The sequence below is a fragment of the Bradyrhizobium sp. CCBAU 53340 genome, from assembly GCF_015291645.1.
Taxonomy (GTDB): domain Bacteria; phylum Pseudomonadota; class Alphaproteobacteria; order Rhizobiales; family Xanthobacteraceae; genus Bradyrhizobium.
The window spans coordinates 6,231,419-6,245,467 of sequence record NZ_CP030055.1; the positions used below are offsets into that span (position 1 = coordinate 6,231,419).

General features: G+C 66.2%; 15 protein-coding genes. 8 read left to right on the top strand and 7 right to left on the bottom strand.

What is annotated here, in order from left to right; translation table 11 throughout:
- Nucleotides 1-7 precede the first annotated feature (7 nt).
- Together XH89_RS29470 and XH89_RS29475 are read left to right on the top strand one after the other, a co-directional pair.
- Nucleotides 8-172, top strand: a complete 165-nt coding sequence (locus XH89_RS29470; protein WP_194463853.1) for a hypothetical protein — start codon at nucleotides 8-10, stop codon at nucleotides 170-172.
- A gap of 47 nt (nucleotides 173-219) precedes the next feature.
- Entirely contained in the window at nucleotides 220-438 is a 219-nt protein-coding gene (locus XH89_RS29475) for a YodC family protein (protein WP_194463854.1), read from the top strand.
- A 29-nt stretch (nucleotides 439-467) separates the two neighbouring features.
- Here the strand turns inward: XH89_RS29475 and XH89_RS29480 are convergent, their stop codons facing one another.
- Both XH89_RS29480 and XH89_RS29485 read right to left on the bottom strand, forming a co-directional pair.
- The gene (locus XH89_RS29480; RefSeq protein WP_194463855.1) at nucleotides 468-1,541 is read right to left on the bottom strand and encodes a TauD/TfdA family dioxygenase; all 1,074 of its coding nucleotides are present in this window, start codon (nucleotides 1,539-1,541) and stop codon (nucleotides 468-470) included.
- Between the two features lie 106 nt (nucleotides 1,542-1,647).
- Nucleotides 1,648-3,330 carry a cytochrome b5 domain-containing protein gene (locus tag XH89_RS29485; RefSeq protein ID WP_194463856.1) on the bottom strand — a complete coding sequence of 561 codons (1,683 nt, stop codon included), beginning with the start codon at nucleotides 3,328-3,330 and terminating at the stop codon, nucleotides 1,648-1,650.
- A gap of 207 nt (nucleotides 3,331-3,537) precedes the next feature.
- Between XH89_RS29485 and XH89_RS29490 the strand changes: the two genes are divergently transcribed.
- From XH89_RS29490 to XH89_RS29500, 3 genes are all read left to right on the top strand, one after another.
- Nucleotides 3,538-4,242, top strand: coding sequence for a YafY family protein (locus tag XH89_RS29490; protein ID WP_194463857.1), 705 nt, complete (start codon nucleotides 3,538-3,540; stop codon nucleotides 4,240-4,242).
- Between the two features lie 51 nt (nucleotides 4,243-4,293).
- On the top strand, nucleotides 4,294-4,662 hold the full coding sequence (locus tag XH89_RS29495) for a VOC family protein (RefSeq protein WP_194463858.1): 369 nt from the start codon (nucleotides 4,294-4,296) through the stop codon (nucleotides 4,660-4,662).
- A gap of 279 nt (nucleotides 4,663-4,941) precedes the next feature.
- Complete coding sequence (locus XH89_RS29500; protein ID WP_194463859.1) at nucleotides 4,942-5,418, top strand: hypothetical protein; 477 nt, start codon at nucleotides 4,942-4,944, stop codon at nucleotides 5,416-5,418.
- Nucleotides 5,419-5,428: 10 nt separating this feature from the next.
- Here XH89_RS29500 and XH89_RS29505 read toward each other — a convergent pair whose 3' ends face one another.
- Genes XH89_RS29505 through XH89_RS29525 form a run of 5 tightly spaced genes read right to left on the bottom strand, consistent with a single transcriptional unit; the run spans nucleotide 5,429 to nucleotide 9,017 of the window.
- Nucleotides 5,429-6,199: a sulfite exporter TauE/SafE family protein gene (locus XH89_RS29505; RefSeq protein ID WP_194463860.1), complete on the bottom strand. Its 771-nt coding sequence runs from the start codon at nucleotides 6,197-6,199 to the stop codon at nucleotides 5,429-5,431.
- Nucleotides 6,196-7,449: a CCA tRNA nucleotidyltransferase gene (locus XH89_RS29510; RefSeq protein ID WP_194463861.1), complete on the bottom strand. Its 1,254-nt coding sequence runs from the start codon at nucleotides 7,447-7,449 to the stop codon at nucleotides 6,196-6,198. The genes XH89_RS29505 and XH89_RS29510 overlap by 4 nt, the downstream gene beginning before the upstream one ends.
- A gap of 22 nt (nucleotides 7,450-7,471) precedes the next feature.
- Nucleotides 7,472-7,735: a DUF6111 family protein gene (locus tag XH89_RS29515; RefSeq protein ID WP_194463862.1), complete on the bottom strand. Its 264-nt coding sequence runs from the start codon at nucleotides 7,733-7,735 to the stop codon at nucleotides 7,472-7,474.
- Nucleotides 7,732-8,400: a CoA pyrophosphatase gene (locus XH89_RS29520; RefSeq protein WP_371825239.1), complete on the bottom strand. Its 669-nt coding sequence runs from the start codon at nucleotides 8,398-8,400 to the stop codon at nucleotides 7,732-7,734. Before XH89_RS29520 ends, XH89_RS29515 begins: the two co-directional genes overlap by 4 nt.
- A 5-nt stretch (nucleotides 8,401-8,405) precedes the next feature.
- The gene (locus XH89_RS29525) at nucleotides 8,406-9,017 is read right to left on the bottom strand and encodes a DUF1285 domain-containing protein (RefSeq protein WP_194463864.1); all 612 of its coding nucleotides are present in this window, start codon (nucleotides 9,015-9,017) and stop codon (nucleotides 8,406-8,408) included.
- Nucleotides 9,018-9,290: 273 nt separating this feature from the next.
- On the opposite strand from XH89_RS29525, the gene XH89_RS29530 reads away from it, so the two are divergent.
- From XH89_RS29530 to XH89_RS29540, 3 genes are read left to right on the top strand one after another with little or no spacing between them, the layout of a single operon-like run.
- Entirely contained in the window at nucleotides 9,291-10,289 is a 999-nt protein-coding gene (locus tag XH89_RS29530; RefSeq protein ID WP_194463865.1) for a MoxR family ATPase, read from the top strand.
- The gene (locus XH89_RS29535) at nucleotides 10,289-11,233 is read left to right on the top strand and encodes a DUF58 domain-containing protein (RefSeq protein ID WP_194463866.1); all 945 of its coding nucleotides are present in this window, start codon (nucleotides 10,289-10,291) and stop codon (nucleotides 11,231-11,233) included. Before XH89_RS29530 ends, XH89_RS29535 begins: the two co-directional genes overlap by 1 nt.
- Nucleotides 11,230-14,043: a DUF4159 domain-containing protein gene (locus XH89_RS29540; protein WP_194463867.1), complete on the top strand. Its 2,814-nt coding sequence runs from the start codon at nucleotides 11,230-11,232 to the stop codon at nucleotides 14,041-14,043. The genes XH89_RS29535 and XH89_RS29540 overlap by 4 nt, the downstream gene beginning before the upstream one ends.
- The last annotated feature ends 6 nt before the right edge of the window (nucleotides 14,044-14,049 follow it).

The window sequence follows — 14,049 nt, forward strand, 5'->3', positions numbered from 1 at the left end:
AAAGCCCTTGCTCGTCTTTCTGTTCCTCATCTTCGCACCGCTCGCCGCATTCGCGATGAGATATCTCCGGCTGGCCGATATCAGCGGAGACTGGCAGACGGCCGACCGCTCGAGCGCCGGCCTGCTGCAGCCCCTCGCCCCGCCCGAGCCGGCCGTGTTCGGCGTGTCATGACAGGTTGCTAGCTTCGCATCCGGTCGATCAACACGAAAGGACAATCCATGGAATTGAAAGCCGGCGACATCGTCATGCTGAAATCGGGCGGCCAGCCGCTGACCGTCGCGGAGGTCAAGGGCGAGGACGTGCTCTGCCTCTGGATGGGCATGGAAGGCGACCTCTTCCGCGAGACGCTGCCGCTCGCCACCCTCATTCAGGTGGAAGAGGAAGAGGATGAGGAGGAGGACGAGGAAGAGGAAGAGGACGACGAGGACGATGAGTAGGCAGCACCGGACTTCGTGCGCCGCAAACGTCAATCCAGCGGCACGTTCAGCCTGGTGCCTTTGACGACGATGCCGCCGCGGTTGCCGATCTCGATCGAGCCATAGCGCTGCCTGAAGCAGTCGGGCAGCGGCCGGTCGCCCTCCATGCTGAGCCAGAGGCGCAGCAAATGGCGCTTCTGGCTTGCATCGGGCCAGTCGCGGAATCCGGTGCGGTCGTGCAGCAGCGCGTGATTGTAGACGAACTGCATGTCTCCCGGCTGAAGCCGCATGGCGACATGCAGATTGGGGTCATTGGCGAGCGCATCGAAGAGATCGAGCGCCTCGATCCGATCAGGCGTCAGTCTCGGCGCATCGGGAAAGCGCTGCGCGCTGTCGATATATTGGCGCTGATAGAACCCGGTGAGGAATCCCGCATGCCAGTTCAGCACCGGGATTTCGAGATAGGGCTTTTCGTTCTCCGGCACCTCGCCGCGCCGGTCCGTCGCGATCGGCTCGAACAGGAGAGCGGCAAGGTCGGGACGCCTGGCGAACATCTTGTTGTAGATGGTCGAGGTGCTGACGAGGAGAGAATCCCCTCCCTCCATCGCCTCGCGAATGCACAACAGGCCGACAACGTCGGACGAATCCGTGTGGAACGTCTGTCGTTCCGACGTCTGGTAAATCCTGACGTTCGGATCCCCCGCGTCGGCACCGATGTCGCGGACATGACCGAGAATGTGCCCCGCTGCATTCTGCGACCGTGCCGATCCCAGATGCGCGCCCACCCCGCAAAAGATCGTCGCGGCAAACTTTTGGCTGTAGTTTGCCACCAGAAGGCCGCGGATCACTTCGAAGCCCAGGCCCGTCAGGAGCCTGGACTTGAGCTCCTCCAGATGGGCGCTGAGGCGAGGAAGCGGAAAGCTTTCCTTGGTGATCTCGGCGATCTCCTTGCCGCTGCCAAGATAGGCTTCAGCGGCACTCTCGAGTTCAGCTATCTCGCTGGCAGAAAGCGACACCAGCCATCGCTCAGGATGGACGCTCATCTCCTTGCCCAGCCAGGCAGACGGGATGTCGACCTTGCCCGCAGGGCGATTGATCCCACGGGGCACCGAGATCGCATTCATGGTGTTGGCTCCTGGGAAGATTGGTCGTCAGATGAGGGGGACTTGCCAACGATATTGAAGTTTGCGCGCCACGCAAGCTGACGCTTCGTGGCCTTCGCCCAACCACTCATGGCAAGGTGGCTGGCGCCTCGACGAGGTCGCCGATGCAGAAGTGTGCCATATGCGCGACGGCCTCAGCGCTGTGGTAGTCGCCGAATTCGGCGGTGGCTTCCTTGCCGGCATACATCCGGGCGATGCCGGCGCCACCGGGATGATGGGGTGCCCACTCGGTGATGTCGTAGACTCTTCCCCGAATGATTACCCAGCAATCGTCCCGGCTGTTGTGCCGGGCGACCTCGGCGCGCGTGACGGGACGCCGATCCCTGGCGGGGGCCGTTGGCGTCCAGAGCGTGCGGGTGATCGCGGCATAATTGGCCTTGGCAGCGCCGCGGAAGTCCCACGGCCCCAATCTCTTGGGCGGCAGCTCGGTGCCGATCTTGCGGGCGTCGTAGGCGTAGATCCAGGAATCGTCCTCGCCGCCGCGCTTGTCGTGGGCGAAGGCCGGGCTCACGCGCTCGTCGAGCTTCTCCAGCAGCGCCTTCTGCTCGGCGGTGTCCCTGGCTCGCAGATGATCGAAGGCGAATTTGGAGCCGAGCTGGAAGCGGGTCGCGCGGTAGTGCCGCACGCGTTCATAGTGCAACATCGCCGTCGCCACGTCGTCCTTGTGCAGGGCGAAGGCGCAGCCGAGTGCGGCGGCGTCCTCGAACGACTGCGCGGCGCCCTGGCCAAAGGTGGGAAGCATCGGATGCGCCGCGTCGCCAAGCAGACAGATGCGACCCTGCAACCAGGTTTCGAGCGCGTCACGATCGTAGAGACCCCACTTCGTCGGACGAACGATCGCGCCGGCCAGAGCCAGCAAATCGTCTCTGCTGGGGTGCCCGGTGAATGCCTCGCCCACCTCGCGAACGATCTCCTCCCGACCGACCGGAAACCAGTCGCCTTCCTCCTTCTCGAACGCGGCAGAATCGGGCTCGTAGCGGGCGATCCACACGTTCAACAATTCGCCGCCGCGCACCCAATACGTCGTCGCTCCGCTCTTGTCGTTGCGATGGCGGTCCATACTGAAGGAATCGATGGGGTTGTTGTCGAGCGCGCTGCCGTCGGTCTTGCGAAGCGCGGCGACCACCGTCCGCGGAATCAGTCCGCGAAAACAGGTCACCTCGGTCCAGCGCTTGGGGCGGGGGTTCGGCCAGGCCAGTTGCAATGTGGCGGAGTTGATTCCGTCGGCTCCCACGAGAACCTCTGCGGTGGCGGTCCGGCCATTCGCGAATGTCGCCGTCACCTCGCCCTCGGTCTGACGCAACTGGGTCAGCCGGCTGTCCATGTGCACTGTGATCGGGCACGGCGCCCCGCTGGCGGGACCGAACTCGAACACCCGCTTGTAGAGGCACATCAACAGGTCGAGCCGGTGCATGTGATGAAACCCGGCGCCATCGCCGGCGGCGGTGACATGATCGAACGGCCGCTTCGTCACGCTGCCATCCGCGTTGAACTGCCGCGTCGATTCCAGAATGGCCGCCCGGCCGCCGTCGATCGCCCCATCGGGCCCCTTGGGATCCCCGCCATCGAGGTCGACGCCGAGCCAGCGACAGATCCGCGCCCCGTTGGGCGGAATGTTCAACCCGGCGCCCGCGGTGCTGGGCACCTTCGTCTGCTCGTAGACATCGATCGATGCGAAGACGCCGGATTGCCGCAGCGCCAGTGCGGTCATCAACCCGCCCATTCCGGCGCCGATGATCACTGCCCGCATCCTGTCATCCTTCCGGAACACACCGATTCCCGTCTCGCGGCGGAGCTAAAGGTGGATGTCGTCTGAACAGATGGATCGAGACTAGCCGGGGGCGGACCGGCAATAAAGCGGCATCTCGCTGGAAGGGAACGAGCGGACGCCATGATCGCAGCCGAGCTGGAAACTAATGCTGACAGAATCTGGCAGCAGGGCGTGATATGAGCCGGCATGTCGCGCGCTCAACGCCTTCTTGATGTGATCCAGCTCTTGCGAAGTCATCGTCGGCCCGTGGCGGCAGGCCGGCTGGCCGAGGAGCTCGGCGTCTCTCTGCGGACGATCTATCGGGACATCGAGACGCTGAAGGGCCAAGGGGCCCACATCGATGGCGAGGCCGGCATCGGCTACGTGCTGCGGCCGGGCTTCATGTTGCCGCCTCTGATGTTCTCGGAAGAGGAGATCGAAGCGCTGGTGCTGGGCGGCCGGTGGGTCGCCGCACAGCCGGACGAGCCGCTCGGAAAGGCCGCCAATAACGCGCTTGCCAAGATCGCCGCCGTGCTGCCTGATGACCTGCAGCGGAGCCTGGAAACGTCGGGCCTGATGGTCGCTCGCCGCGATCCGGCGGCAGGCGATGCCGAATTGCCGATCATTCGCGCCGCCATCCGCAACGAGCGCAAATTGCGCATCACCTATAGCGACGAACGGGACAACCGCACTCATCGCACGATCTGGCCGATCGCGCTCGGGTTCTTCGATTCTGTACGCATGGTGGCGGCCTGGTGCGAGAGCCGCGGCGACTACCGCCATTTCCGCACCGACCGGATCCTGTCGATCACGCTCACGGAGCGCCGCTACCCGCGACGCCGCACTGACTTGCTGCGGGAGTGGAAGCAGCGGGAATGCATTCCGGAAACTGATCATGCTGACAAAAACTGACAGCACCGTCCTGTAAGCCACGGCCATCGCCAAGCTGAACAGGAGATGCAAATGGCCGATTTCAATCTCGTGGTGCTCTATGTCGACGACGCGCAAGCGAGCTCCACTTTCTATCAGACCCTGCTGGGGTGCCCCGTCGCGCAATCGTCTCCCAAATTCGTGGTTCTGCCGCTGGGGCACGGCACCATGCTGGGCCTGTGGCAGCGGGACGCCGTGGCGCCGCCGTCTGCTTCCGAGGGCGGCAGCAGCGAGATCTCATGGGCGGCCGCGAACGAGGAAGCAGTGCGCGCGACCTACGACACATGGCTGACCCGCGGGGTGCGGATTGCGCAGCCTCCGACCGCAATGCCGTTCGGACATACCTTCGTTGCGCTCGATCCCGACGGTCATCGCCTGCGCGTGCTGGCAACCGCCGCTTAAACGGTATCCGCCAGCAGTTTTCGGCTCGCTCAACTCAAGCGACCGAAGCCGAGTGCCGGACTGCTGCGCCTGAGAGGCTGAGCGTTTGGCCCAGCCTCTCTGTCGCAGAACCTCGACGGGGCCCCCCTATGCATGCCGATCGCCAAAGCGCCAATTGCGCGGGGCGAAAAGGCTGACTAGGAAATTCGGATGAATTCCGAATCGCCTCCCAGCTGGCCCGTCGTGGAGCCACCGCCTTTCCTTCCAGCGTCGCGCCGCCGGTGGCCGCTTGCGCTCCTCGTGGCCGTCGTCCTTGCGCTCGCAGGCGCAGGCGCCGGTTACGTCTGGCTGAACCCGGGATTGTTCATTCAGTCCGCCGGGCGCGAGGCTGCGGATGCCGAGACCAGCGCCAATGACAAAGCGGTCATGACGGACTTGCTCGCCGCGCAGCAAAAGACGGCTGACGATGTGGCCGCGATCGAAAAGGCTGTTGCCGATCAGCAAGAGCAGCTGAAGGCGATCGTGAGCCAGCTCGCCGACCTCAGTTCGAAAATCGATGCACTGAAGAGCCCGGCCCCGCAGCCACCGATCGCCCCCTCTCCGGCGCCCGGGCCTGTTGCGTCGATGCCGCCGGCTCCAGCGCCTGTTGTCGCGCCGGCTCCAGCAGCGCGCACCGCCCCACGGCCAAAGAAGCCGCCGCGTGTCGCGACCCCGTCGGGTCCGATCTCGGTCGGGGGAGCGCCGCTGAACGTGACGCCCGGCACAACCGCGCGCTGAACAAGCCCCTTCAAGCGATCAAATGCTTCGCCGCCGCCGAGATCATCACGAGACCGCCGGTGATCACGGCGACGTCGAGGATCGCGGTGTGGATGTGTACCGGCATCCGCTCGACGAAGGCCTTTGCCAGGAACGCGCCGGGGATGGCGATGCCGCCGATCAGCAGCGCGAAGGCGAGCACCTGCGCGGTCACGGCGCCGGCGAGGCCGAACACCGAGATCTTGATCAGGCCGGTGCCGAGCGAGATCATCGCATCGGTCGCGATCACGGCGGCGCCCTCTAAGCCTGCGGCCATCAGCAGCGAGAGCAGGATCACGCCCGAGCCCGACGTGCCGCCGACCAGGACGCCGTAACCGACCGAGCCCGCCGCAAGTCCGGTGTCGCCGATCTTGACCTCGCGGCGCCGTAGCACGCGGCGCAGCGGCACGCTCAGGATCAGCATGGTGCCGATCACGATCGCGGCGCCGGCATTGGTGAGGCGGGTATAGCCGTAGGCGCCGAGCGCGGTGGTCAGCGCGGCGCAGGCCAGCACGATCAGCGCACGGCGGCGGTCGGCGTGACGGAGATAGGCAATTGCGCGGCTTGAATTGGTGAACAGCGCCGAGATCGCGATGATCGGCACCACCGGTTCGGCGCCGACCAGCGGCACCAGCACCAGCGGCATCAGGGCGCCGGTGCCGTAACCGGCGAGACCACCGATGATCGAGGCAAACAACGCCATCATCGCGACCAGCAGCAGCTGGAAAATCGAGATGTCGGCGAAGCCTGAGACGATGGTCAATTTCTCTCGCGAGTGGCGCGTGCTGCGGCTTGATCGGCGATGGAAGCGAGTGCGGCTTCCTCTAGTGGAAAATCCGCCGCAAGCCAAGCGTCCTCGGCGAGCGTCAACACATGTCCGAGCGCGGGTCCTTCAGCCATGCCGCGTGCGATGAAGTCGGCAGCGCGAAGCGGAAATTTCGGTGCGGTCCAGCGCTGCGGCAGCTCGGCGAGCTCGCGCCAGCGCGACGAATTCGCATCAACGCCGCTGCGCGCCCAGGCCAGCAACACGCGATCGTGATAGCGCTCGGGGCCGAGCCGGTAGAGCAGCCGCCGTGCACGAGCCTCGTCCATGGCTGCGAAGCGCCACCAGCGATGGCCCATCGAATCCAGCGCCTTGGCTTCCGCATTGGAGAGCCGCAGGCGCGTCGCGACCCGCTTGGCGTCCTCGGTGACGGCGACGGTGAGCGCGGCGAGACGGAGCGTGCTGCTGGGCACCAGACCGCGCGTCTGCTCGATCGCGATCATCGCGGTCAGCGGCCCGGTATAGGCAACGCCGCCGATCATGGCTTGCAGCAGGCCCGCGTCGGCCATCGCGAGCGCCGCGGCGGAGGCGCCTTGCGCCACCAGCAGTTTCAGCATCTCCATGCGCACCCGCTCGGCCGAGAGCGTCGCAAGCCCCGCGCGTCCGCGGATGCAGGCGAGCGTGCCGTCGCGGTCGGGCTCGCCGACGCCGAACGCGGCATGGATCCGGAAGAAGCGCAGGATACGCAGATAATCCTCGGCAATGCGCTGATCGGGCGCGCCGATGAAGCGGACGCGCCGCGCCTTGGCATCCGCGATGCCGCCGACATAATCGTAGACGACGCCGCTGGCGTCGACCGACAGGCCGTTCATGGTGAAGTCGCGCCGCTCGGCGTCCTTCACCCAGTCGCGGCCGAACGCGACCTTGGCCTTGCGGCCGAAGGTCTCGGTGTCCTCGCGCAGCGTCGTGACTTCATAGGGCGCGCCGTCGATGACCAGCGTGACGGTGCCGTGGTCGATGCCGGTCGGCACACATTTGATGCCGGCGGCTTTCGCGCGTCGCACCACCTCCTCCGGCAGCGCCGTGGTGGCGATATCCATATCGCCCGGCGGCAGGCCGAGCAACGCGTTGCGCACGGTGCCGCCGACCACGCGCGCTTCCTCGCCATCCGCGTTGAGCAGTTGCAGGACGCGCGCCGTCCCGCCTGCGGTCAGCCAGGGCGCATCCGCGAGTATCGGCTCCGCGCTCATCGTCCGGCCCTTATCTTTCCATTCAGCTGTCCCTGCCCGGCACGAGCTTGCCGTTCTCGATATGGGCGGGAATGTAGGTCGAGTTCGGCGCGGCGCCGGAGAAATGCGCAAGGCCAATCAGCCCGGCGATGACCAGCACCAGCGCCACCAGCACCAGACGCGCGACGATAGTGACCGGCCAGGACGATTGCACGAACAGGCCGGACCGCGTCGCGGCCAGGAACAGCGCATAGACGGCAAAAGGGATGAGGAAAATTCCGATCTCGGTCAGAACCGGCCGGATCATGACGAATAGATCCGCTCATAAAGCACACGCAGCATTCCGGCCGTCGCGCCCCAGATGTAGCGCTCCGCAAACGGCATCGCATAGTAAAACCGCTCCATGCCGCGGAATTCCTTGCTGTGGACCTGGTGGTTGGCCGGATTCATCAGGAAGGATAGCGGCACTTCGAATGCATCATCAACCTCGGAATGGTTGATCGTCAGTTGAAAACCGGGGCGGACCCTCGCGACCGTCGGCAGGATGCGGAAGCCGAACGCGGTGCCATAGAGATCGAGATAGCCGATCGGGTCGACGAAATCCCTGCTAAGCCCGACCTCCTCCTCGGCCTCGCGCAGCGCGGCATCGAGCGGGGAGGAATCGATCGCGTCGATCTTGCCGCCGGGAAAGGCGATCTGGCCGGCGTGATCGTTCAGGTGCGCCGAGCGCTGCGTCAGCAGGATGGTCGGCTCGGGATGGTCGACCACCGCGATCAGCACGGCCGCGGGCCGCACCGGCTGCTCGCGCGCGACGATCTCGAGCATCTTGTCGGTGCCGGGATCGCCGGAGGCCGGAATGATGTTGGGATCGTAGAGGCCGGGCGGCACGTCGAAGCCGAGCTTTGCCTTCGAGCGGGCGAAGAAATCCGCCGCGCGGAACGCGGCGGGCTCGCTCTTCTCGTTCTTGATCAGCTTGTTCAAAGCGCGGCCCTCACCTGCTCCGCGTCGGCCATCGCGAAAAATTCGCCTGATGATTCGACGCCGAACATCGGCTGGCCATCGACCATCCGCTCTTCGCCCATGTCAACCAGATCGTAATAGAGCGCGCGGGTGACCTTGGCCCAGAGATCGGCGCGGACGTGCAAATATGGCGTCAGCCCGCCATCCGCCGCCTGCTCGAAGCGCAGCCGGTGCGTGGCATCGCAGGTGACCCAATCATCGACATTGGTGCGAAAGTTCAGCACGCGATGGTTGTCCTCGCCGCTGGTCAGCATCTCCACCGCCATGAACGGCGCGTCGTCGACGCGGATGCCGACCTTCTCCACGGGCGTGACGAGGAAATGCTTGTCGCCCTCGCGCTTCAGGATGGTGGAGAACAGGCGCACCAGCGCGTGACGTCCGATTGGCGTGCCCATGTAGAACCAAGTACCATCGGCGGCGATTCGGATGTCGAGATCGCCGCAAAACGGCGGATTCCACAGATGCACCGGAGGCAGGCCCTTCTTGGCACCTTCGGCATTGGCAGCACTTTTGGCGGCGGCAGTCAGCCCCTCGAGACCGCGATCGGCGCTCTGCCCTTGGTTCGCCATGGTTTGCCCTGACTTTGTCCGTTGGCACGATTGGTGCAGGTCTACGTTGTACGTAACTGTACGGTTCCACCCCGTGCAAGTCCGGTGTGGAGGTCTCCACTTCGTGATGCCGTACATACCCCGAAGCCGATAAGGTGGGGATAGGTTAATTCAACGAATACATGGCCTTCCTGCAAGTCTAGCATAGGGCCCATGACCGAAGCTGATGACGCAACTTGATGCGATTATCAGACGACGCAGGAAAGCCGCGTGGCGGGCTTAAGGAGCTAACGGATGGCGGAAAGTGTCGAGAAGCTCGAAGACGGCATCGTCCGTTCGGCCGAGCAGGTGTCTGCCCAGGTGCGCGCGGCAAAGGACGCGATCGCATCGGTGATCTTCGGCCAGGATCGCGTGATCGAGAACACGCTGGTTACCATCCTCTCCGGCGGACATGCGCTCTTGATCGGCGTGCCCGGCCTTGCCAAGACAAAACTGGTCGAGACGCTCGGCGTCACGCTCGGTCTCGATGCCAAGCGCATCCAGTTCACGCCTGACCTGATGCCGTCGGACATTCTCGGCGCCGAAGTGCTGGATGAGAGCACCGCGGGCAAGCGCTCGTTCCGCTTCATCTCCGGTCCTGTGTTCGCCCAGCTGCTGATGGCCGACGAGATCAACCGCGCCAGCCCCCGCACGCAATCGGCGCTGCTGCAGGCGATGCAGGAGCAGCACATTACCGTCGCCGGCGCGCGCCACGATCTGCCGAAGCCGTTCCATGTGCTGGCGACGCAAAACCCGCTGGAGCAGGAGGGCACCTATCCGCTGCCCGAAGCGCAGCTCGACCGCTTCCTGATGGAGATCGACGTCGATTATCCCGATCGCGAGGCCGAGCGCCGCATCCTGTTCGAAACGACCGGCGCCGAGGAGACGCTGGCCAAGGGAGCGATGACGGCAGATGCGCTGATCACGGCGCAGCGGCTGGTGCGCCGCCTGCCGGTCGGCGATTCCGTGGTGGAGGCGATCCTCTCGCTGGTGCGCTCGGCGCGCCCGGGTCCTGACAGCGGCGAGGCCGGCAAGTTCATCGCCTGGGGCCCCGGCCCGCGCGCCAGCCAGTCGCTGATGCTGGCGGTGCGCGCCCGTGCGCTGATCGACGGGCGTCTGGCGCCCTCGATCGACGACGTGCTCGACCTCGCCGAGCCGGTGTTGAAGCACCGCATGGCATTGACGTTCCAGGCACGCGCGGAAGGGCGGACGATTCCTGATGTGATCAGGCAATTGAAGACGCGGATCGGTTGATGGCAGCAGAGAACGGGCACACGGCGAAGGAGATCATCGCGATCCGACGTGCCGATGGCGAAAGCCGCACGCTCGCCGCGTCCTTGCCGCGCCTGGTGCTCGAGGCCCGCCGTATCGCCGCCAACGTCATCCATGGTCTGCATGGACGGCGTCGCGCCGGCTCCGGCGAGAATTTCTGGCAGTACCGCCGCTTCGTCTCCGGCGAGCCGTCGCAGAATGTGGACTGGCGGAGATCGGCGCGCGACGACCATCTCTATGTCCGCGAGCTCGAATGGGAGGCCTCGCACACGGTCTGGATCTGGCCCGACCGTTCGCCGTCGATGGCGTTCGCCTCGAAGACCGCGCGCGAGTCCAAGCTGGAGCGCACGCTGATCGTCGCCTTCGCGCTGGCCGAGCTCTTGGTTGCGGGCGGCGAGCGTGTCGGCATTCCCGGATTGATGGCACCGACCGCAAGCCGCAGCGTCATCGACAAGATGGCGCAGGCGATGCTGCATGACGATGCCATCAGGCTGAGCCTGCCGCCGTCCTTCGTGCCCGCGGCGCTGGCCGAGACCATCGTGCTGTCGGATTTCTGGTCGCCGCTACAGGAGATCCAGGCGACGCTCGCAGGTCTGTCCGGCTCCGGCGCGCACGGCACCTTGGTGCAGATCGTCGATCCAGCCGAGGAGAGCTTCCCCTATTCCGGCCGCGTCGAGTTCGTCGAGCCGGAAGGGTTCGGCGTGATCACCGCCGGCCGCGCCGAGAGCTGGGTGCAGGATTACACCACGCGGCTTGCGCTGCACCGCGACCAGATCCGCGCCGAAACCAACAAGCTCGACTGGCTGTTCACGACCCATGCGACCGACCGCTCGGCCGCCGAGCTGCTGCTGTTCCTCCATGCCGGCATGCAGGTGAGCAAGTCGGGCGCCCGCACCACCTCGATCAAGGCAGGGCCGGCCGCATGATGGGATTGCCGCTCGCCTTCACCGAACCGCTGCTGCTGATCGGCCTCGTCAGCCTCCCTGTACTGTGGTGGCTGCTCCGCGTGATGCCGCCGCGGCCGCGCCGCATCGAATTTCCGCCGACCCGCCTGCTGTTCGACATCGCGCCTCGCGAAGAGACGCCTTCACGGACCCCATGGTGGCTGACCGCGCTGCGGCTGCTCGCCGGGGCGCTGGTGATCTTCGCCGCGGCCGGCCCGATCTGGAATCCGCAAGTTGGCCTCGCCGCCAGCAAGGCCCCGCTGATGATCATGTTCGACGACGGCTGGAGCGCCGCCTCGAACTGGGACATCAGGATCCGGGCCGCCGACGAGCTGATCGCCAACGCCGACAACGACCGCCGCGCCATCGCGCTGGTGCCGCTGTCCGAGCCGAACCGCGACATCACCTTGATGCCGGCCGGCGCGGCGCGGGTTGCGCTGCGGCAGATCGTGCCAAAGCCCTATTCGATCGACCGCGTTGAAACTCTCACCGCGATTGATCGTTTCCTCAAAGCAACCGGCGATTGCGAGATCGCCTGGCTGTCCGACGGCGTCGACACCGGCCGCGGCGAGGAGTTCGTGGCTGGTCTCGGCAAGACCATAGGGGATCGCAGCTTGACGCTGTTCGAAGGCGGCACCTCCTCCCCGCTCGCTCTGGTCGCGGCGGAGAACGCGGCTGCGAAGATGACGGTGAAGGTGCTGCGCACCAACAGCGGCATTCTCGCCGGCACCGTGCGGGCGCTGGACCAGAAGGCCTCGCCGATCGGCGAGGCACGCTTCACCTTCGGAATGCAGGACAAGGAAGTCGAAGCCGCCTTCGACCTGCCGGTCGAGCTGCGCAACGACATCTCCAGGCTCGAAATATCAGGCGAGCGTTCGGCCGGCGCGGTGCAGCTGCTCGACAAGCGCTGGCGCCGCCGCGCCATCGGCATCGTCTCGGGCTCGACCAGCGAGACCGCACAGCCGCTGCTGGCGCCGACCTTCTACCTCACCCGCGCGCTGGCGCCATTTGCCGACGTGCGGCTGGCCGACAAGGGCTCGCCGCAGCAGGGCATCACACAATTCCTGGATCAGAAGCTGCCGATGATCATCCTGGCCGATGTCGGCACCGTCGCGCCTGAATTGCGCGAGCGCCTCAACGCCTGGATCGACCAGGGCGGTGTGCTGGTGCGGTTCGCGGGCCCCAGGCTGGCGCAGGCCGAAGACGATCTCGTGCCGGTCAAGCTGCGCAAGGGCGGCCGCACGCTCGGCGGCAGCCTGACCTGGGAGAAGCCGCAGCATCTGGCCGGCTTTGCCGCCGACGGTCCGTTCGCCGGCGTCGCCGTCCCCAAGGACGTCACCGTGAGCCGGCAGGTGCTGGCCGAGCCCGATGCGGTGCTCGCCACCAGGAGCTGGGCCTCGCTCGAAGACGGCACGCCGCTCGTGACCGGCGAGCATCGCGGCAAGGGCATCGTCAGCCTGTTCCATGTCAGCGCCGACATGCGCTGGTCGGATCTGCCGATGTCCGGCACCTTCGTCGAAATGCTCCGGCGCGTCGTCGACATGTCCGGTTACACGTCCAAGCCCGGCCCCGGCGTCGCCACCGAGGCAAACGCCGAGACGCTGGCGCCGCTGCACATGCTCGACGGCTTCGGTGCCTTCGCGCCGCCGCCCGCCACCGCCAAGCCGCTGACGGCTGATTATCGCGACCGCGCCACGCCGGACCATCCGCCCGGCTTCTACGGTCCGGCAGAAGGACCGCTCGCCGTGAACACGCTCGCCAGCGCCGACCGCATCGCCGCCCTCAACACCGCGCCCCTGCGCGCCCGGCACGCCACCTACACCAATGCCGAGCCGCGCGACCTGCGCGGCTGGCTGCTGTCGACCTCGCTGGCGCTGTTCTTGATTGACGCCCTCATCGTCGCGCTGCTCGGTGGCGGTCTCGCTGCGCTGCTGCGCCGTCGCGCCGCGCCCGCCATGATTCTGCTCGGCGTCATGCTCGCAGGCGCCGCGATGCTCTCGCCGACGCCGTCCCGCGCCGACAGTGCATCAGACGAGTTCGCGATGAAGTCGACGTCGCAGACCCGTCTCGCCTATGTCGTGACAGGCAATGCCGACGTCGATTCCATCGTCAAGGCCGGCATGTCCGGCCTGACGCTGTTCCTGGCGCAGCGCACTGCGCTTGAGGCCGGCGATCCCGTTGGCCTCGATCCCGCGCGCGACGAGCTTGCCTTCTTCCCGCTGATCTACTGGCCGATCGTGCCGGGCCAGCCAAAGCCGCCGCAGGACGCCATCAACAAGATCGACGCCTATATGAAGCAGGGTGGCACCGTGATCTTCGACACCCGCGACGCCATCGAGGCACCGCCCGGCGACAACGGCGCCTCGCAGACGCCGGGCATGCAGGCCTTGCGCGAGATCCTGTCCTCGCTCGACGTGCCCGAGCTCGAGCCGGTGCCACGCGAGCACGTGCTGACCAAGACCTTCTATCTGCTGCGCGACTTCCCCGGCCGCTTCAACTCGGGCCAGACCTGGGTGGAGGCGCTGCCGCGCGAGGATGACGACGAGAGCGCGCAGCGCCCCGCACGTGGCGGCGACGGCGTCTCGCCGATCATCATCACCTCAAACGACCTCGCAGGCGCCTGGGCGCTCCGTCCCGACGGCCAGCCGATGCTGCCGCTCACACCGGGCGAACCACGCCAGCGCGAATTCGCCTACCGCGCCGGCGTCAACATCGTGATGTACACGCTGACCGGCAACTACAAGGCCGACCAGGTGCACGCGCCGGCCCTGATCGAACGGTTGGGGCAATAGGATCGA